Below are 21,383 nucleotides of genomic sequence, written 5' to 3'. Positions count from 1 at the left end.
AGTACATGAACAAGCACATTAAAAAAGTAGCGGTAATTGGTTCAGGAATAATGGGAAGCGGTATAGCCTGTCATTTTGCTAATATTGGCGTAGAGGTTTTATTGTTAGACATTGTTCCGCGTGAACTAAATGATAAGGAAAAGGCTAAAGGTTTATCCTTACAAGATAAGGTTGTTCGTAATAGAATGGTAAACGATTCATTAGCGGCAGCATTAAAATCTAAACCATCCCCTATTTACCACCAAAAATTTGCAGATAGAATTACTACTGGTAACCTAGAGGATGACATTTCTAAAGTATCTAAAGTTGATTGGATTATTGAGGTAGTTGTTGAAAGACTAGATATTAAAAAAATTGTCTTTGAGAACCTTGAAAAATATAGAACACCCGGGACACTTATTACTTCTAACACATCAGGTATTCCTATACATTTTATGAGTGAAGGTCGTAGTGAAGATTTCCAGAAGCATTTTTGTGGAACTCACTTTTTTAACCCTGCCCGTTATTTAAAACTTTTCGAAATAATTCCTGGTCCTAAAACTTCAACAAAAGTATTAGAATTTTTAGATGGTTATGGAGAACAATTTTTAGGTAAGACTTCCGTAGTAGCTAAAGATACTCCTGCATTTATAGGTAACAGAATCGGTATTTTCAGTATCCAAAGTCTTTTCCATATGGTAAAAGATATGGGTATGACCGTTGAAGAGGTCGATAAATTGACCGGTCCAGTAATTGGAAGACCAAAATCTGCAACGTTTAGAACGGTAGATGTTGTTGGTTTAGATACACTGGTTCATGTTGCAAATGGTATTGCCGACAATTGTAAAGATGACGAAAAATTAGAGTTGTTTAAGCTACCTGGTTTCATCAATACCATGATGGAAAATAAATGGTTGGGCAGTAAAACAGGACAAGGTTTCTACAAAAAATCCAAAGATGCTAAAGGTAAAACAGAGATTTTGACTTTAGATTTAGATACGATGGATTATCGTTCTAACAAAAGAGCAAGTTTTGCAACTTTAGAACTCACAAAAACTATTGATAAGGTAGCGGATCGTTTTAAGGTTTTAGTTGCCGGAAAAGATAAAGCTGGTGAATTCTACAGAAAAAATTTTGCTGCATTATTCGCTTACGTTTCCCATAGAATTCCTGAAATAACTGATGAACTTTACAAAATTGATGATGCGATGAAAGCTGGCTTTGGCTGGGAACATGGACCATTTCAAATTTGGGATGCTATCGGTCTTGAAAAAGGGTTAGAAATTATGAAAGCGGAAGGAGAAACTCCTGCTTCTTGGGTTAATGAAATGATTGCTGCTGGAAACAAATCTTTTTATTCGGTAAAAGAAGGTGCCACCTATTATTATGATATTCCTAATAAATCAGTTGAGAAAATACCTGGTCAAGATTCCTTTATCATCCTAGATAATATTAGAAAATCTAAAGAGGTATTTAAGAATAGTGGTGTTGTTGTTGAAGATTTAGGTGATGGTATTTTAAATGTAGAATTTCAATCTAAAATGAATACCATCGGTGGTGATGTTCTAGCAGGACTTAACAAAGCCATTGACATTGCCGAAAAAGATTTCCAAGGTTTAGTCGTTGGAAATCAGGCCCCTAATTTTTCAGTAGGTGCTAATATCGGCATGATATTCATGATGGCCGTTGAGCAAGAGTATGATGAATTGAACATGGCCATTAAAATGTTTCAAGATACAATGATGCGCATGCGATATTCTGCTATACCTACTGTATCTGCCCCACATGGTATGACTTTAGGTGGTGGTTGCGAATTATCATTGCATGCTGATAAAGTTGTTGCTGCTGCAGAAACCTATATAGGTTTGGTTGAATTCGGAGTTGGAGTAATACCTGGTGGCGGTGGTTCTAAAGAATTTGCTTTAAGAGCTCAGGATTTATTTCATAAGAATGATGTGGAACTAAACGTACTTCAAGAGTATTTCTTGACCATTGGTATGGCTAAAGTATCTACTTCTGCCTATGAAGCTTATGACTTAGGTATTTTACAACATGGTAAAGATATTGTTGTAGTGAATAAAGATCGTCAAATTGCGACCGCAAAGGCTCATGCTAAATTAATGGCTGAAGCAGGTTACACACAACCTGTAAAAAGAAAAGATATTAAAGTTCTTGGTAAACAAGCTCTGGGTATGTTCTTGGTTGGCACTGATTCTATGGAAGACAGTAAGTATATTAGTGAGCATGACAAGAAAATTGCTAATAAGCTAGCATATGTTATGGCTGGTGGCGATTTATCTGAACCAACCTTAGTTACCGAACAATATTTATTGGATCTTGAACGTGAAGCTTTCTTATCTCTTTGCACTGAACGCAAAACGTTAGAAAGAATTCAGCACATGTTAAAAACAGGTAAACCTTTAAGAAATTAGTAAAAGATGAAAACAGCATATATAGTAAAAGCATATAGAACAGCAGTAGGCAAAGCACCTAAAGGAGTTTTCCGTTTTAAAAGAGCTGATGAACTTGCGGCAGAAACCATTCAGCATATGATGGGTGAATTGCCACAATTAGATAAAAAACGTATCGATGACGTTATCGTTGGTAATGCAATGCCTGAAGGCTCTCAAGGATTGAATATGGCTCGTTTAATCTCTCTTATGGGATTGGATATCGTAGATGTACCTGGTGTTACCGTAAATCGTTTTTGTTCTTCAGGAATAGAAACCATTGGTATTGCAACCGCAAAAATTCAATCAGGAATGGCAGATTGTATTATTGCAGGTGGTGCCGAAAGTATGAGTTCTGTTCCTATGACCGGTAACAAACCCGAATTAAACTACGATTTGGTAAAATCTGGTCATGAAGATTATTATTGGGGCATGGGAAACACGGCGGAAGCAGTAGCGAACGAGTTTAAAGTTTCTCGAGAAGATCAAGATGAGTTTGCTTATAATTCTCATATGAAAGCACTTCGTGCTCAAGCAGAAGACCGTTTCCAAGATCAAATAGTTCCTATTAAGGTAGATCAAACGTATGTTGATGAAAATGGCAAAAAGGCTAATAGAAGCTACACTGTCAATAAAGATGAAGGTCCTAGAAAAGGAACCAGTATAGAGGCATTAGCTGGCTTGAGAGCTGTATTTGCTGCGGGTGGTAGTGTTACTGCTGGTAACTCATCTCAAATGAGCGATGGTGCTGCTTTTGTTCTTATCATGAGTGAAGAAATGGTAAAAGAATTAAATATAGAGCCAATTGCTCGTTTAGTAAATTATGCCGCCGCTGGCGTTGAGCCGCGCATTATGGGAATTGGTCCGGTAAAAGCAATTCCAAAAGCATTGAAGCAAGCTGGATTGAAACAAGAAGATATTGAGCTTATTGAATTGAATGAAGCTTTCGCTTCTCAATCATTAGCAGTAATGCGAGAACTAAATTTAAATCAAGACATCGTTAATGTAAATGGCGGGGCAATTGCCCTAGGTCATCCTTTAGGTTGTACTGGAGCTAAGCTTTCCGTTCAATTATTTGATGAGATGAGAAAGCGCAATATGAAAGGTAAATACGGCATGGTTACTATGTGCGTAGGTACCGGTCAAGGTGCAGCCGGAATATTTGAGTTTTTGAAATAACAACATTTTAGCTGGCATTAGGTTGTATTAGAATGCCTAACACCAACTACAAATATTAACACAATTTACAACATGAGTACAGAAACAATTAATAAAGATATTCTTAGAGGAGGACAATTCCTTGTTAAAGAAACCAATTGCGAAGATGTTTTCACATTAGAAGATTTAAATGAAGAGCAACGAATGATGCGAGATAGCACAAAAGAATTCGTTGATCGAGAATTGTGGGCACATTGGGAACGTTTTGAGAAAAAAGATTATGCCTATACAGAAGAATGCATGCGTAAGGCTGGTGAATTAGGGTTGCTAAGCGTTGCCGTTCCAGAATCTTACGGTGGTATGGGAATGGGATTCGTTTCTACTATGTTGGTTTGTGATTATATCTCTGGTGCTACAGGTTCATTTAGTACTGCCTTTGGAGCTCATACAGGTATAGGTACTATGCCTATAACCCTTTATGGAACAGAAGAGCAAAAGCAAAAGTATGTTCCTAAATTGGCCTCTGGAGAATGGTTTGGAGCTTACTGTCTTACTGAACCTGGTGCCGGTTCTGATGCTAACTCAGGAAAAACTAAAGCTGTTCTTTCTGCAGATGGCAAATCGTATAGCATTACGGGTCAAAAAATGTGGATTTCAAATGCAGGTTTCTGTAATATGTTTATCGTTTTTGCTCGAATTGAAGATGATAAAAATATTACAGGTTTCATCTTAGAAAATGACCCAGCTAACGGAATCTCTATGGGTGATGAAGAGAAAAAATTAGGAATCCACTCCTCTTCTACTCGACAGGTATTCTTTAATGATACAAAGGTTCCAGTAGAAAATATGTTATCGGAACGAGGTAACGGATTTAAAATAGCAATGAATGCCTTAAACGTTGGTAGAATTAAACTTGCAGCGGCTTGCTTAGATGCTCAACGTCGAGTGATTGGTGAAGCTACCAAATATGCAAATGAGCGTATTCAGTTTAAAACGCCTATTATGAATTTTGGGGCTATTAAATCCAAAATAGCAACAATGGCTACGAATTGTTATGCTGATGAATCTGCTTCATATCGTGCTGCTAAAAATATTGAGGACAGAATTAAAATGCGTGAAGCTGCCGGTAATACGCATCAAGAAGCAGAATTAAAAGGTGTAGAGGAATATGCTATTGAATGTTCTATACTAAAAGTTGCGGTTTCAGAAGATGTACAAAATTGTACCGATGAAGGTGTTCAAATTTTTGGTGGTATGGGCTTTAGTGCAGACACCCCAATGGAATCTGCATGGAGAGACGCTCGTATCGCTCGTATCTATGAAGGTACTAATGAAATCAACAGAATGTTGGCCGTAGGTATGCTTGTTAAAAAGGCTATGAAAGGTCATGTAGACCTACTTGGACCAGCAACTGCAGTGGGTGAAGAACTAATGGGAATACCATCTTTTGATACGCCTGATTTTTCAGAATTATTTGCTGAAGAGAAAGATATTATAAAAAGACTTAAAAAGGTTTTCTTAATGGTTGCTGGTTCTGCGGTTCAAAAATATGGCCCAGAGTTAGAAAACCACCAACAATTAATGTTAGCTGCTTCCGACATTTTGATTGAAGTATATATGGCAGAATCAACAATTTTGAGAACAGAAAAAAATGCCAAACGCTTTGGTGAGGCTGAACAAGCTACACAAATTGCTATGGCAAAATTATACTTATACAATGCTACCGAAACTATAATTCAGAAAGGAAAAGAAGCGATTGTTTCTTTTGCCGAAGGCGATGAACAACGTATGATGTTAATGGGCTTAAAACGCTTTACAAAATATACAAATAACCCTAATGTAGTATCTTTACGCACGCAAATTGCCGACAAAGTAGCTGCTGATAATGGGTACACCTTTGACTAATTCAGATTACCTTTTGTTGTTTGGTAAATTGAATATAAACCGCCCTAATAAGGGCGGTTTTTTATTTGGTAAACATTACCATAGAACCTAATTTTATGCTATGCATAAAGAATTACTTGAACAGGTTTATAACATCACCGATTTTAATAAAAACGGGCATTTATTAATAGAACAATTAACTTCTCATTTAAAGGATAAGTTAAATGCTAAATCAAGAAATGCCATAAACTGGAAAGAACCAGAGCAAGAATTAAAATTTTGGAAAAATTTCTTAATTCATGGTAATGAAAAAGATTTGTTTCAAGAAATAACGAAACGCTCTACCTATATTCATCATCCTAATTACTTAGGCCACCAAGTAAGTCCACCTGCTCCTATTACGGCACTTACTTCTTTAATTAGTTCATTATTAAATAACGGTACAGCTGTATATGAAATGGGTATGGCATCAAACGCTATTGAGCGTATTGTCATGGATTTCATTTGTAATAAAATTGGCTATGATGCCAATTCTAGTGGGTTCTTAACCTCAGGTGGAACTTTAGCTAATTTGACCGCATTATTAAGCGCACGAAAGGCCATTACCAAAGTTGATATTTGGAACAAAGGAACACAAAATCAATTAGGAATAATGGTTAGTGAAGAAGCGCATTACTGTGTAGATCGTGCAGCTAGAATAATGGGGTTAGGAGAACAAGGTATTATTAAAATTCCTGTTACCGATGGCTTTAGCATGGATACTGATGTATTAGAATCAAAATTCAATGAGGCCAAAACCAATGGGATTGAGATATTTGCCATTGTCGGTAGCGCCCCTTCAACAGCAACAGGAATTTTCGACGATTTAGAAGTTATTGGCACCTTTGCGGAAAAACAAAAAATTTGGTTTCATGTGGATGGCGCCCATGGTGGAGCTGGAATTTTTTCAAAAAAGTATAGGCATACCTTAAACGGTATTGAAAGAGCAGATTCAGTGGTTATTGACGGACATAAGATGATGATGATGCCTGCACTAACCACAGCATTACTGTTTAAGAATGAAGTTAATGCTAAAGCTACATTCAGCCAAAAGGCCGATTATCTTCTTTCAGATTCTGAACACGAAGATTGGTATAACTCTGGCAAGCGAACATTTGAATGCACTAAAAAAATGATGAGCATTCATTGGTTTACTTTGTTAAAACTATATGGTGAAGAAATTTTTGATGCAAATGTGACCCAACTATATGACATGGGCGCGAACTTCGCAAAGCTTATAGAAGAGGAACCAAATTTTGAATTGGCGCTGCAACCCATGTCCAATATTGTTTGTTTTAGATATTGCGAACCCGGTTTAAATACTGAAAATCTTAATGAATTAAATATAAAAATTCGCCAAGCGCTTTTAGAGGATGGCGAATTTTATATTGTACAAACCAAATTAAAAGGTATTCATTACATGCGTATAACGGTCATGAATCCCTTTACGACCGGTCAACATTTTAAATCACTTATTGAGAATATCAAACAACTTGTCAGAAAAATTTAATCTCGTAAATTTTCTAACATTTGATTTTCACTTTCTTTTTTAGAAAAGTTGATTGCACATTCAATTAATGCTAAATGCGAATAGGCCTGAGGAAAGTTTCCTAATAATCTTTTAGTCTTAAAATCAATATCCTCGCTAAATAGACCTAAATGATTACTATACCCTAATAGTCGTTCAAAATATTCCAATGCTTTTGCATGTTCACCAATTTTAAACAAGCTATTAATATACCAAAATGTACATACCGTAAAAGATGATGAAGGCAAGCCAAAGTCATCTTCGTTCTTGTAACGATATAACAATCCGTCATTATTCAACTCTTTACCAATGGCATGTACAGTACTAATGTATCGTACATCTTTGGCTTCTACACAACCATAAGATTCCATTAACAAAACAGAAGCATCTAATTCTTTTGAACCATACGATTGGGTGTAGGCACCTACTTCCTCATTCCAGGCATTATCATAAATATCTTGCCATATCTCTTCCCGTATAGGTATCCATTTGTCAATTTTATGCTTTTTATCAAGCATTTCCGCGACTTTGATCGCTCTATCCAAGGCAGTCCAACATAATACTTTAGAAAAGGTAAAATGTCTATCTTCTGTACGGAATTCCCATATTCCCTTATCCGCATCTTTCCAATTGTTACTTACAATCCAGACAATTCCTTTTGTTATCGCCCATAGGTCTTCGCCATTATCAATATCGACACTAAATTTTACCATTTGTTCATAAATCACATCCATCAATATTCCATAGATATCATTCTGCTTTTGGTGATAGGCAGCATTACCAACACGTACAGGTTTCGAACCTTTATAACCTGCCAAGTGTTCTAACGTTTCTTCTGTTAGCTTTTTCTCCTTATTAATACCATACATGATTTGCAGTTTCTCAGCCTTATCGGGTATTAAATCTATAATAAACTGTAAATATCGTCTTGCGACATTCTTATGACCCAATTCAGAAACTACTTTGATAACCATAGAGGCATCACGAATCCAACAGAAACGATAATCCCAATTACGTACTTCGCCTATTGTTTCTGGCAATGAAGTAGTCGCTGCAGCCAATACAGCACCTGTCTTGTCATAACTTAAGAGTTTTAAGGTAAGGGCACTTCGTGATATTTCTTCATTAAACTTTTTATAGGTCGGTGTTAAATTTGACCAGTTTAACCAATATACTTTCGTATTCTGTAAATCAAGATAAACTCTATCAATGGTAGGCAGTAATAACTTCTCATTATAACCTACTAAAATATAGCCATCTTCGGTTAGTTCAATATTACCATTATTTACAATAGTTTCTTTATCAAAAGATGAATAAAGAAAAATAGTATCAAACTTCACGTCATGTGTAAGACTTGCTATAAAATCCTTTTTTATAAAAGATTCCGTTTTCCCTATTGCGTATTCAAGCTTTGGATCATATAAGACCGAAAATTTAGGCGCTCCGGATATATGCTTAAAATATCTTATTAATTCTGGCGGTGCATGATAGGCATTGCCTTCCTTTCTATACCGTGGCATAAAATCATGGATTTCAAAATGATTATCCCCCGATTTAAAAGAGGTAATTAAAATATTGGTAAAAGGCTCATATTTTTGAGATATGCTATAGGTATCATCTACATTTATTTCAAAACTACCTCCTATTTCTTCATCTAATAATTTTGCAAAGACAGACGGACTATCAAATTCTGGTAAACAACACCAATCAATACTTCCTGTTTTTGAAATTAACGCTGCACTTCTACAATTTCCTATTATTCCGTAGTCTAAATTATCCATTCAATAAAAATCTTAATTCATATGAGGTTTCAATTGCTATTGGTCTCCTTTTTCCCGAAATTGAGAGAAATAAAAATTAAATCAAAGCAAAACCCGCTATTTATGTCCAAAACTATCATAATCTCAAATAGACTACCCGTACAATTGCAAATTAGCAATGGTGGCATCACTGCAGTGCCAAGTGTTGGAGGTTTGGCTACCGGAATGAAATCTGTTCATTCTGGCGGTGATAGCCTATGGATCGGTTGGAGTGGATTAACGGACGAGGAAATACCAGAAGAATTAGCTCCTAAAATAGATGCTGCATTAGCAGAACACGGATCTACTAAAGTAAATCTTACAGAAAAAGAAGTAGATGGCTTCTATTACGGATTTAGCAATAGAACGGTATGGCCATTATTTCATTACTTTCTAGAATATTCTGAATTTGAATTAAAAAGTTGGGAAATCTACAAAGCGGTAAATCAAAAATTTGCCGACGCTATATTAGAAAAGGCAGATAATGAGGATACTATTTGGATACATGACTACCAACTAATGCTAGTGCCACAAATGGTGCGTGCCCAACGACCCGATATTTCAATAGGTTTCTTTTTACACATTCCTTTTCCATCCTATGAGATATTCAGAACATTACCTTGGCGTAAAGAAGTTCTTTTAGGACTGCTAGGTTCAGATTTAATCGGTTTTCATACCTATGATTATGAACGCCATTTTCTTAGTTCCGTTCGAAGGTTATTAGGTCTTGAGGTGAGCTTCAATGACATCTATTTAGACGATAGGGTTATTAAGGTTGATTCCTTCCCAATGGGGATTGATTATAAAAAATTCAGTGATGCAGCAAAGGAGCATTCACAACGTAGTGAAGCACAAAAATCTGAATTACAAAAACGATTGGATACGCATAAGAAATCTGCACCCGATGCAAAATTCTTTTTATCTATAGACCGATTAGATTATACAAAAGGAATTGCAAAACGACTAAAAGCCTTTGAGTACTTCCTTAATAAATACCCGCACTATAAGGAGAAGGTTCGTTTAATTATTCTTGCCGTACCTTCTAGATCGAACGTACCACAATATAGATTATTAAAAAGAGAGATTGATGAATTAGTAGGCCGCATTAATGGTGAACTATCAACAGTAAGCTGGACACCAATTTGGTATTTCTATAGATCCATGCCCTTTGAGAATCTTATAGACCTTTACACATCATCTGATATTGCTTGGTTGACCCCTATAAGAGATGGAATGAATTTAGTAGCGAAAGAATACATTGCAACTAGAACTGATAAAACGGGTGTATTGATATTGAGTGAAATGGCGGGATCTGCCAATGAAATGAATGAATCATTATTGATCAACCCTAACAATTTTGAACAAATTGCAGATTCTTTAAATGAAGCGATCAATATGCCGAAGGAAGAACAGATTGCTAGAAATACCTTATTACAAAAAAGATTAGAACGCTATAACGTTGAAAAATGGGCCAATGATTTCATGAATTCTTTGGTCAATCAAAAACATAAAGATCTTTCCTCAATATCTAGTCGTTTATCGGTCGATATTATGAATGTTGTTATGAAAGATTATAAGAAAGCTAAAAGAAGATTGATATTCTTAGATTATGATGGTACGCTTGCCGGTTTTCATATTGACCCGCAAAAAGCATCGCCAGATGAAACATTATACAAATTGTTAGATCAAATATCTTCACAAGAAAACACCGACATGTATTTGATTAGCGGTAGAGATAAAGAAACATTTACAAAATGGTTTCTTCCTAAAAAATACAATATGATTGTAGAGCATGGGGTATGGATCTCTCAAGGAGGGGAAGAATTTAGAATGCTCGAAAAGGTGAAGAAAGATTGGATGGAAAAAATATTGCCTGTTCTAGAATCTTTTGTTGATCGTACTCCTGGTAGTTTTATTGAAGAAAAAAATTACTCTTTGGCCTGGCACTATAGAAACACCGATCCAGATTTTGGTCAAAAGAGGTCTGTAGAACTGAATACTGTACTTACAAGCCTTATAGCAAATGATGATCTTAGTGTTCTAAATGGAAATAAAGTCATGGAAATAAAGAGTAGTAATGTCAATAAAGGTCGTGCATCTATGCGTGTTTATACAGAACATGATTATGATTTTGTATTTGCTATTGGTGATGACTGGACCGACGAATTTATGTTCCAAGAATTACCCAAAGATTCAGTAACCGTGAAAGTAGGACGACAAAAAACACAGGCTAAATATTTTGTGGATAACACTAAAAATGTTCGTGATATTTTGAAACGTTTTTCTGATTTTAATTAGCATTTATAATTTAAGTCTAATTTTCATATCAATATAACCAACGACGTTCATGTGAAGCAAAAATCGCATATACTTCCTATCATCATACTTTCTCAATTTGCCTGTACATCTACTTGGTTTGCAGGCAATGCCATATTAGAATCGTTAACAAAAAAGCTAGATTTTGGTACCGACATAATTAGTTATGTACTATCATCGGTTCAATTTGGCTTCATTGTCGGCACCTTGCTTTTCGCTATATTAATGATAGCCGATAGATTTTCACCATCTCGCGTATTCATGCTTTGTGCATTTTTAGCATCGCTATCTAACTTATTTTTAATCTTACCAAATCTTAGTGTTATCGGGCTTATGCTAGCGCGATTTAGCACTGGTTTTTTTCTTGCCGGTATTTATCCAATAGGGATGAAAATAGCTGCCGATTATTACGAAAAGGGTTTAGGCAAAGCTTTGGGTTTTTTGGTTGGAGCATTAGTTCTAGGAACCGCTTTTCCTTTTTTATTAAAAGGAAGCCCATTGGCCAACCATCCAGATAGTGTTATAAAAATTACATCTGGTATAACTGCAATCGGAGGTTTTCTCTTGTTTATTTTAGTTCCAAATGGTCCGTTTAGAATAGGCAGCACTACTTTAAAGTTAGCTGTAGGACCTAAACTTTTTAGAAATACTGAGTTCAGAAAATCGGCATTTGGTTATTTTGGTCACATGTGGGAATTATATGCATTTTGGGCATTTACCCCAGTTGCTCTCTTTTGGTTTAACAAGCAAACCGGCAGTGGACTATCTATACCGTTATGGACAGGAATTATAATTGCCCTCGGTGGAGTGTCCTGTGCTTTTGGCGGAGTGATATCTCAAAAAATAGGTAGTGAAAAAGTAGCGATGATGGCATTAACAATGTCTGGTTCACTATGCTTAATCTCACCTCTTCTATTCTCTTTGCCAACTCCTGTTTTTTTATTAGGATGGTGCTTATGGGGAATTGCCGTTACCGCTGACTCACCACAATTCTCTAGTCTCGTTGCTTCTTCGGTTGCACCCGAATTAAAAGGAACAGCACTTACATTGGTCAATTGTATTGGTTTTGCCATTACAATTTTAAGTATTCAACTATTAGGGGTACTTCAAAACATAATTCCTATTTATCTACTGTTTATTCCCTTGGCCATAGGACCAATACTAGGAGTTTATAACCTAATGGTTAAGAAGATCAGGTAATACACAACATCGAATTTGCCGCAAGTAAAATCAATGAGAAAATGTAATGTATTTATTGTACTATAAAATTCATTTCCCGATTTTTGTTTTTGTAGGTTTAATACCTTTAACAATCGTACACTATTTAATTTGCTATTTACAATTGTTACCAAAGGAATAAAATTTCCTTCCTTTTAATGAAAATCATACTAATTACCATTTTAAAATTATAAACCAACTTGAAATGAAAAAATTACTTCTTATTGGTCTTTTGACCTCATCGTTTATAGTATCTGCCCAAACCGACCAACGTATCTACGACATTATCAATGCCGTTTCAGCAGAGCGTATCGAAAATGATATTACAAAACTGGCCAATTTTGGAACAAGACATACTTTAAGCGATACCATTTCAAAAACAAGAGGTATTGGAGCTGCCAGAAGATGGATTAAAAGTGAATTTGAGAAAACATCAAGTGCTTGTAATAGCTGTTTGAATGTTATTTATCAAAAAGATTTGGTAGAAAAAGGAGCTAACCCTCGTATTGTTAAAGATGTAGAGATCGTAAATGTACTCGCTATTCAAAAAGGTACTACATATCCTAATCGCTTTATTATTATGAGTGGTGATATAGATTCTAGGGTAAGTGACCCAACAAATTATACTGATGAATCTCCAGGAGCGAATGATAATGCAAGTGGTATGGCCGGTACCCTTGAAGCTGCCCGAGTACTTTCTAAATATAAATTTGAGAACAGCATCATTTATATGGGACTCTCTGGTGAAGAACAAGGTCTCTTTGGAGGTGGCGGAGTTGCGCAATATGCCAAAGATCAAGGTTGGGAAATTATCGGTATTTTCAATAATGATATGATTGGTAACATCACTGGTGTTGATGGTACTGTTAGTAATGTAGATTTTAGAATTTTCTCAGAACCTGTGCCACCAACCGAAACAGAAGAGCAACGCAAAGCTAGGCGTTTTTATGGCGGTGAAGTTGACGGTGTTTCAAGACAACTGGCACGTTACGTTCATAAAAACGTAAAGCTGTATATGCCCGAAATGAATCCGATGATGATTTATCGATTGGACCGTTTTGGAAGAGGCGGCCACCACAGACCATTTAATGATGCTGGTTTTCCAGGTATTCGTATTATGGAAGCTCACGAAAACTATACTCAACAGCATCAAGACATCCGTGTTGAAGATGGTATTGCCTATGGCGATGTTTTAGAACATGTAAATTTTAAATATGCTGCTAAATTAACTGCTGTAAACGCTATTAATCTAGCATCTTTAGCTTGGGCACCACCATCACCAGCAACGGTTAAAATTGGCGGTATCGTAGAACCTGCTGCTAAGTTTCAATGGAGTAAAGTTGACGGGGCCAAAGGATATAAAATCTACTGGAGAGATACAACATCTCCTACATGGGATAACAGCCGTTATGTGGGTGATGTTACTGAGTTCACCTTAGAAGGTATTGTTATTGACAATTTCTTTTTTGGAGTTTCTACAGTAGGTGAAAACGAATTTGAAAGTCCTGTTGTTTTTCCTAACGGGATATTTAGATAAGATTTGCCTAATATTGAAATATTTTAAAAGAATAATTTAATTCATTACAGGATGAAAAATATAGTAATTGCCCTTGCCTTAGGATTTTTCACTTTCGGTCAAGCGCAAACGTTCACAGAACAAGACACCCTTAGAGGTAGTATTACCCCCGAACGTTCCTGGTGGGATTTGAATTACTATCATTTAGATATCGAGGTCAATCCCAATGACAAATTCATAAGCGGTAGTAATACCATTCGTTACAAAGTACTAGAACCCCATCAAGTATTGCAGGTTGATTTACAATTACCGTTGCAAATTGGAAAAGTAACGCAGGATGGTAAGGAATTAGAAATAATCAATAAAGGTAATGCCCACTTTATTCAATTAGAGAAACAGCAAAAAATTGATGAGTTTAACGAAATAATAGTTACTTATTCCGGGCACCCGAAAGAAGCGGTTAAAGCACCTTGGGATGGTGGTTTTTCTTGGAAAAAAGATGAAAACGGTAAAGATTTTGTGGCAACTTCATGTCAAGGTTTAGGTGCTAGTGTTTGGTGGCCTAACAAAGACCATATGTATGATGAAGTAGATAGTATGCTTATTAGTGTCAAAGCCCCTAAGGGCCTTATGAATGTATCTAACGGACGATTAAGAAAGATAGATGAAGATACAAACACGTACCATTGGTTTGTATCGAACCCAATCAACAATTATGGTGTCAATGTCAATATTGGCGATTATGTTCATTTTGGTGAAAAGTACGATGGCGAAAAGGGAAACCTAGATATGGATTACTATGTTCTAGACTATAATTTAGAAAAGGCTAGAAAGCATTTTAAAGATGCACCAAAAATGATGGAAGCCTTTGAAAACTGGTTTGGCCCCTACCCGTTTTATGAAGATTCATTTAAGTTGGTGGAAGTGCCATATTTGGGCATGGAACATCAAAGCTCTGTTACCTATGGCAACCAATATATAAATGGATATTTGGGCAGAGATTTATCAGGATCCGGTTGGGGTTTAAAATTTGATTTTATTATTGTTCATGAAGCCGGTCATGAATGGTTTGCCAATAATATCACATACAAAGATGCTGCTGATATGTGGGTTCATGAAGGCTTTACCTGTTATTCTGAAAGTTTGTTTTTAGATTATCATTATGGTACAGAAGCAGCAAATGCTTACGTACAAGGAATTCGTAAAAACATTAATAATGACAGGCCAATTATTGGTATTTATGATGTGAATCATGAAGGTAGTGGTGATATGTATTATAAGGGTTCAAATATATTACATACACTACGCCAAGTAGTTAATGATGATGATAAATGGCGAATGATTCTTAGAGGGTTAAATAAAGAGTTCTATCATAAAACAGTAACAACAGACCAAATTGAACATTACATAAGTATGCAAATGAAACGCGATTTAAGGCCATTCTTTAATCAATATTTGCGTACAACTAAAATTCCTGTTTTCGAGTATTCTACAAAAGGAAAGAAGCTACTATATAAATACGCTAATGTAGTAGAAGGCTTCACCCTTCCTTTACGTATTTATATTGATGAGAAACCTATATGGTTAGAACCCACTACTACATGGCAAAAACAAAAAATTAAAGGAGAATTAAAAACTATTACCATAGACCCAAATTTTTACATCGATTCAAAATCGAATTAATTTTATTGTTTGGGCCCATCTTTACTAGGATTAGAGCAATAACCCCTGTTTATTTAATTTACAAGTAACGATTATTACCCTATGGCTTCATAAAAAGATCAATCGTTAGATTTACAAAAAGTGCCTTCAGAAATTTTATTAGAAGGAACTCAAAGTATGCACCAATAATATTCTTTATTGGTGGTTTTATTTTTGACACATCAACCTTAGGCCGCATAAATCGCACCTATGATTTATCGATTTTATGTCTGCACTAGTGCTTATGTTATCTATTGCTCAAGAAGTGTTTCCCTTTAAAAGACCGCTTCACTTTTTTTACCTTCATGATTCCTGTCTTTTTGAAGAAATTAAATACTATAATTTTTTTAATTTCAGGAGCAGCCAGTTTAACCGTTACTTTAGTTTTATTGATGTTTATTCATGGTAAAAGTCCGAGTATGCGACAAGAATAAAATTAGGTAAGATGATTATCATTATACTGAGTATCTACGGTATAATTAATCTATTCTATTTTATAAAACTTATACCACCTGTTCCATTGGCTCTAGATAAAGGAATTGTAGCCTACAATATTACTTTGAAAAATAACAATTACCTAGTTATCTATGAGTCTAAGGATTCATTTGTATTTTGGCGAAAACACAAATTAGATTTTAGCTATGCCCCAATGAAAGTGCGTATATATTGTATTCCATCTTCGCACCTACCGATTTAAAAAAAGCTGCTTTTTATAGATGGAAATGGTATAATGAAAATACTAAAGATTGAGAAATCATTGAAGATATCGGATATAATATTACCGGAGACCGTGATGGCGGATTTAGAGGCTATACTTTTAAGAACAATACAAAACCAGTTTTATGTAAAGTTCAAGTATTAACTGTCGAAGAACACCTATTAGGGGGTATTAATTTCAATATAATTGAACGTCTTGGAAACGATCCAAAAAATTTGAGAACAGACCGCTTCTAAACCCAAAGTATTCTTAAAGTCAAAAAGTTATATCGAAAATATCATTTTGCTATTCTAAAATATTTTCAATAATACTTCAGGTTTTTGGCTATCGCATTTAAACTTAGCCTACCTTCACCGTCTTAAATTAGACTTTGTCGATATACCTAAAAGTTCGAGCGGTAGAACGTGTTTTCAACCACTTGGAAAAGGAGGTGGACTCCTTTCAAAAATCCACAGGACTGGGCTGCATGCCCAATTGCGGCAAATGCTGTAGCAAACCGGACATTAATGCATCGGCCTTGGAATTCTTACCCTTGGCCTACTATCTTTTTAAGAATGGTGAAGCTGAACAATGGCTCGACACTCTTAACAATGATAAATCAACTACTCTATGTCCCGTTTTAAATACCATCCTTGCGCCTGGCGCTATAGGCTTCTGTTCTGAATACGCACATCGCGGACTCATTTGTAGGCTATTCGGATTTTCTGCAATGCTACATAAAAATGATAAACCTACTTTGGTAACATGTAAGCCCATAAAAGAGGGAATGCCCGTTGCCGTTGCTAAAGCGGAGTCACACATTGCCTCAAGAAAAGATTTTCCGTTAATCAGTAATTATTATATGCAATTACGTTCTATTGACGAATCTTTAGGCGAAGAGTTATTTCCTATTAGAATAGCTATTGCAAAGGCTATAAATGCTGTTTTAGGATACTATGCTTACCGAAGACCACCGAAACGAACAAAAGTCGCCTAAAATTGGTTTCTTCTAAAAACAGATATACGTACCTTTATCATTAGGTTAGTAAAGAGCTAGTTTTAAAAATTGGTTCTTCAATAAATGATAAAATATGAGTGAATACGCTGAAATTCCACAAGCAATACGTAATGAATTATCCAAAGAAAATCCGAATTGGGAAAATCTTCTTAAATCAACCCTAGAGCATTTTAATTGTTCTACAGGAACATTGCATTTTTTAGATAATGAATCGTTGCTTCAACTACAATCGCAAATTGGTATTCCTGAATTTCTAATTCCAAAATTATCCACTATCCCTATTGGTAAAGGTATGGCCGGTATTGCTGCGGAGCGAAGAACACCTGTGGAAATGTGTAACTTACAAACAGATGATTCAGGAGTTGCAAGACCATCTGCAAAAGACACAAAAATGGAAGGCTCTTTAGCCGCTCCTTTAATTCACGAAGGAAAACTATATGGTACTATAGGTATAGCTAAACCGGTGCCTTATGACTTTACAGAAACGGAAACCAAACTATTGATGAAAATCGGTGAGTCGATTAGTCAAAAATTGAATGGTTAGTTTTATTTATAATACGTAGTAAAAATAGAACGCTTGAACATACCCATTAAAAAAGCCCGCTTTATTAGCGGGCTTTTTACAAATAAGAGCTTTACTGTGTATTATCTGAACATCGCACCTGTAAGTGCTATTGCAGTCACCTCTTTACCTTCCTCTGCCTTATATGTAACATAATAAGGACCGTCTCCAGATACAGTTCCAGAAATTGGAATGTTTACCTTTGTACCTTGGGAACCTGCGGGTTGTGCCGGCAATGTAGCCTGTCCAATAACGGGTCCATCCGGAGTATTTTCATGAATTTCAAAGGTGAAACTCAAACTTGGTGGACTTTGCCATCCGGCAGTTAGTGTCAAAGAATTTATTGTCTTCAAAGAAGTATCCGCTAATTCAAACCAACCGGTCGCAGCATTCATTAACATTAAATTCATACCTCCAAAATTCATGGCTTGCATACCTTCAGTTTTTATGGCCTCTGTCAACTCTATAGTACTGCTTGGTATAACAATTGCCTTAGAGCCAGTCAATGGAATTGTTCCTTCAGCACCTTCATCAGTATAACTAGCCGTTAAAACCAGCATATTACCAGGAGCAGATGCTTCTGCGGTTATCGTTCCACTAACCGGTAGTGATTTTTCTTCTTCTTGGTTTGCTGCTAAAGAAAGAATATACTGTGAAATCTGTCTTGTTTCCTCAGAAGTAATTTTAGGGTGTGCAGGCATAGTTACTTCTCCCCAAACACCATTACCTCCGGTTTTAATTCTAGATTGAAGGTAGGCCAACGCATCCCTTCTATTTTTATATTTCTCGGCAACATCTTTGTAGTTTGGTCCAATGGAAGCCTCTGCTTCTTTATGGCAGGTCTTACAATCCATGGCTTGCGTTAAAGCTTTTCCGGTAACTGCAGCAGATACTTGTTGGTGACCTAAATTCATCGCCACTTTGTCCATACCTTCTAAATAATCTACACTTACAAAAATATTACTCTCGTCTATTGTAGCACCATCTGGATCACTAACACTAACCGCATAAGCAATTTTTTGACCTGGCAAATAAAAGGCAGGTGTACCTCCTTTTAATTCTATACTTACCTCTGGTCTAGAGTTACCAGAAACAATACTTGTACTTTCACTTACGGCAGTTGCGCCTTTATCATCAGAAACGGTAACATTTAAGTTATATGCTCCGGCATCTACATAAGCATAACTTACAGTTGGTTCCGTAGTCTCCTTGGTTTCACCGTTTCCAAAATCCCATTTGTAAGTAACGTTATCCGCTTCACGATCATGTGCCGCTACTCTGGCACTGATAGTTAATGGTGTTTTTCCTGAGGTCGTTTCAACAATTAAGTCATCAATAACCGGTGGTCTGTTGCCTCCATTGTACTCTATGTAGCCTAAGGCAGAATTGGCATTTTGAGAGAACCAACCACTACCATATTCCAATAAATATATTTTACCATTAGGACCAACCTCCATATCAATTAAATTGTTCAATTTAACTTCTGGTGCAAAAGGTTCCATTTTATTAAAACTACCATCTTCTTTAAGATGTACGGCGAACATCCAACCACGCATCCAATCATAGATGATTACTTTACCGTCATAATAACTAGGAAGCTTCTCCTCTCCTGTATATAAGTCAGAATAATACGTAGGACCAGCCATTGCGTTTCTACCACCAGTGCCTGTTTGTGGAAAACTAGCTGACTCATCGTATGGGTAATACACGTACGCAGGGGTTGCTGGAGGCAATTCAGTTAAACCAGTGTTGTTTCTAGAAGTATTCATTGGTTTCTCTGGATCAAAAGTTGGTCCACTTTCACCTGTTTCATAATTGTACTGGTTATATGCATAATTATCCCCAATAAACAGAGGCCAACCAAAGTTACCTGGTTTACGTGCTTGGTTCATTTCATCATACCCTTTTGGTCCTCTTGTACCTAAACTATCGGCTCTTGCATCTGGCCCAACATCTCCCCAATATACATACCCTCTTTTAATATCAACAGAAATTCTATATGGGTTTCTATGTCCCATTGTATAAATCTCAGGTCTAGTTTTTTCTGTTCCTACTGGGAATAAGTTCCCTTCTGGAATAGCATAACTACCATCCTCGTTCACTTTTATTCTTAAAATTTTACCCCGAAGATCATTGGTGTTTCCAGATGTACGCCTTGCATCGAACTGCTCGTGCCCTGGTGTATCGTTCAATGGTGCAAAACCATTGTTTACATATTTTTCATCCTTTTCGTTGAATGGTGTAGAATTATCTCCGGTCGATAAGTAAAGTAAGTTATCAGGTCCAAAAGCAATTGAACCACCTGTATGACAGCATATTTCTCTTTGAGAATCAATTTCTAAAATAACCTGTTCAGAGGCTAAATCAAAATTACCATCGATATATTTAAAACGTGAAAGACGATTTATCCATTTATCACCAGTTGGCGCATAATACAAGTAAATCCAATGATTGTTAGCATAGTCTGGGTCTTTTTGTAAGCCCATAAGACCTTCTTCAGCATTAACACCTGGGGTCTCTAATGTTTTACAATACACATCTAATTTTGCAACTTCTTTTAATTCCTGGGTCTCATTATTAAAAAGAACTACCTCTCCCCTTCTTTGTGCGACCAAAACATCTCCATTAGGTAAAACGGTCATTTCCGTAGGTTCAAAAAACTGACCCTCGCTCAAAACAACTTTTGCAAAACGGTCAGTATCCGGCGGTATTTGTGATTTTACCTTAGCATAATCCAAATTCAAATTATCCCCTATGGCATATTGTATGCCACCTAAAAGGTGTTTTAAAAACAGATCTTCAGAGAAACTTTCGTTAGTATGACCAGCACCTGTATAAAAAGCACGGCCTCCATCATAATCATGGTACCAAGCAATTGGATGAAAATCACCATTCTGTCCTCCTTCATAAGAAGATTCATCTAAAGTCATCAGGACATTTACATCTGAATTTATTTTTTTATAGTTATACAGTTCATCATCCCTATTCCAAACAGAATCTGTAAAGAACTTAGTCGCCACAAAATTTTTGTCCTTGATGATAAAATCTGCATTAGGTGTACCGCTAGGGTGGCTTAAAAATTGAGCACCAGCCAAATCATTGTACCATCCCCAATCGTATTCGGTATCTGCTGCGGCATGTACCCCAACATAACCTCCACCTGCTTGAATATAGCGCTCAAAAGCAGCTTCTTGGTTCTGGTCCAAAACATTACCCGTAGTACTTAAAAAGATTACCGCTGAGTAGTTTTTTAAATTTTCATCTGTGAAAAGATCTGCATTTTTGGTTGTATCTACGGCAAATCCGTTTTCTTGACCTAATTTTTGAATTGCCACTATTCCTGCAGGAATTGAAGCATGTTTAAAACCCATGGTTTTTGAGAATACCAAAACCTTAGCTTCCCCTTCACGTTTATTGCCACCACATGAGACAATAACAAGCGCAAAGCCCAAAAGCAGCGCATTAAAAAGTTTTTTCATACGTAAAATGTTGTTGTTTAGTTGATTTAAGAATTTATA

At 36.1% G+C, this 21,383-nt stretch carries 13 protein-coding genes; 11 read left to right on the top strand and 2 right to left on the bottom strand.

What is annotated here, in order from left to right; genetic code table 11:
* Window positions 1-5 precede the first annotated feature (5 nt).
* The 4 genes from AACZ49_RS14150 to AACZ49_RS14135 all read left to right on the top strand — a co-directional run bounded on the left by AACZ49_RS14150 (window position 6) and on the right by AACZ49_RS14135 (window position 7,020).
* On the top strand, window positions 6-2,411 hold the full coding sequence (locus tag AACZ49_RS14150) for a 3-hydroxyacyl-CoA dehydrogenase NAD-binding domain-containing protein (RefSeq protein ID WP_339656158.1): 2,406 nt from the start codon (window positions 6-8) through the stop codon (window positions 2,409-2,411).
* 6 nt (window positions 2,412-2,417) lie between these two features.
* Complete coding sequence (locus tag AACZ49_RS14145) at window positions 2,418-3,608, top strand: acetyl-CoA C-acyltransferase (protein ID WP_339656156.1); 1,191 nt, start codon at window positions 2,418-2,420, stop codon at window positions 3,606-3,608.
* Between the two features lie 72 nt (window positions 3,609-3,680).
* Window positions 3,681-5,492: an acyl-CoA dehydrogenase family protein gene (locus tag AACZ49_RS14140; protein WP_339656154.1), complete on the top strand. Its 1,812-nt coding sequence runs from the start codon at window positions 3,681-3,683 to the stop codon at window positions 5,490-5,492.
* Window positions 5,493-5,592: 100 nt separating this feature from the next.
* Window positions 5,593-7,020 carry an aminotransferase class V-fold PLP-dependent enzyme gene (locus AACZ49_RS14135; protein WP_339656151.1) on the top strand — a complete coding sequence of 476 codons (1,428 nt, stop codon included), beginning with the start codon at window positions 5,593-5,595 and terminating at the stop codon, window positions 7,018-7,020.
* Here AACZ49_RS14135 and AACZ49_RS14130 read toward each other — a convergent pair.
* The gene (locus tag AACZ49_RS14130; protein WP_339656148.1) at window positions 7,017-8,819 is read right to left on the bottom strand and encodes a glycoside hydrolase family 15 protein; all 1,803 of its coding nucleotides are present in this window, start codon (window positions 8,817-8,819) and stop codon (window positions 7,017-7,019) included. The two genes, AACZ49_RS14135 and AACZ49_RS14130, sit on opposite strands and share 4 nt — an antisense overlap.
* Window positions 8,820-8,921: 102 nt before the next feature.
* Here AACZ49_RS14130 and AACZ49_RS14125 point away from each other — a divergent pair, with 102 nt between their 5' ends.
* The 7 genes from AACZ49_RS14125 to AACZ49_RS14095 all read left to right on the top strand — a co-directional run bounded on the left by AACZ49_RS14125 (window position 8,922) and on the right by AACZ49_RS14095 (window position 17,847).
* Window positions 8,922-11,135 carry a bifunctional alpha,alpha-trehalose-phosphate synthase (UDP-forming)/trehalose-phosphatase gene (locus AACZ49_RS14125; protein WP_339656146.1) on the top strand — a complete coding sequence of 738 codons (2,214 nt, stop codon included), beginning with the start codon at window positions 8,922-8,924 and terminating at the stop codon, window positions 11,133-11,135.
* 51 nt (window positions 11,136-11,186) lie between these two features.
* Entirely contained in the window at window positions 11,187-12,353 is a 1,167-nt protein-coding gene (locus AACZ49_RS14120; RefSeq protein ID WP_339656144.1) for an MFS transporter, read from the top strand.
* A gap of 223 nt (window positions 12,354-12,576) precedes the next feature.
* A complete protein-coding gene (locus AACZ49_RS14115) occupies window positions 12,577-13,908 on the top strand; it encodes a M28 family peptidase (RefSeq protein ID WP_339656142.1) in 1,332 nt (443 codons plus the stop codon).
* Between the two features lie 51 nt (window positions 13,909-13,959).
* Window positions 13,960-15,570: a M1 family metallopeptidase gene (locus AACZ49_RS14110; RefSeq protein ID WP_339656140.1), complete on the top strand. Its 1,611-nt coding sequence runs from the start codon at window positions 13,960-13,962 to the stop codon at window positions 15,568-15,570.
* Window positions 15,571-16,033: 463 nt separating this feature from the next.
* Window positions 16,034-16,285 carry a hypothetical protein gene (locus AACZ49_RS14105; RefSeq protein ID WP_339656137.1) on the top strand — a complete coding sequence of 84 codons (252 nt, stop codon included), beginning with the start codon at window positions 16,034-16,036 and terminating at the stop codon, window positions 16,283-16,285.
* A gap of 391 nt (window positions 16,286-16,676) precedes the next feature.
* On the top strand, window positions 16,677-17,282 hold the full coding sequence (locus AACZ49_RS14100) for a YkgJ family cysteine cluster protein (protein WP_339656135.1): 606 nt from the start codon (window positions 16,677-16,679) through the stop codon (window positions 17,280-17,282).
* Between the two features lie 94 nt (window positions 17,283-17,376).
* Window positions 17,377-17,847, top strand: coding sequence for a GAF domain-containing protein (locus AACZ49_RS14095; RefSeq protein WP_339656133.1), 471 nt, complete (start codon window positions 17,377-17,379; stop codon window positions 17,845-17,847).
* Window positions 17,848-17,948: 101 nt separating this feature from the next.
* Here AACZ49_RS14095 and AACZ49_RS14090 read toward each other — a convergent pair whose 3' ends face one another.
* Window positions 17,949-21,344, bottom strand: a complete 3,396-nt coding sequence (locus AACZ49_RS14090) for a ThuA domain-containing protein (protein WP_339656132.1) — start codon at window positions 21,342-21,344, stop codon at window positions 17,949-17,951.
* Window positions 21,345-21,383 lie beyond the last annotated feature (39 nt).

The sequence above is a fragment of the uncultured Maribacter sp. genome (assembly GCF_963975365.1).
In the GTDB taxonomy this organism is placed as follows: Bacteria; Bacteroidota; Bacteroidia; order Flavobacteriales; family Flavobacteriaceae; genus Maribacter.
Note: the sequence above shows the minus strand (reverse complement) of the source record. Positions and strands in the feature narration are given on the sequence as shown.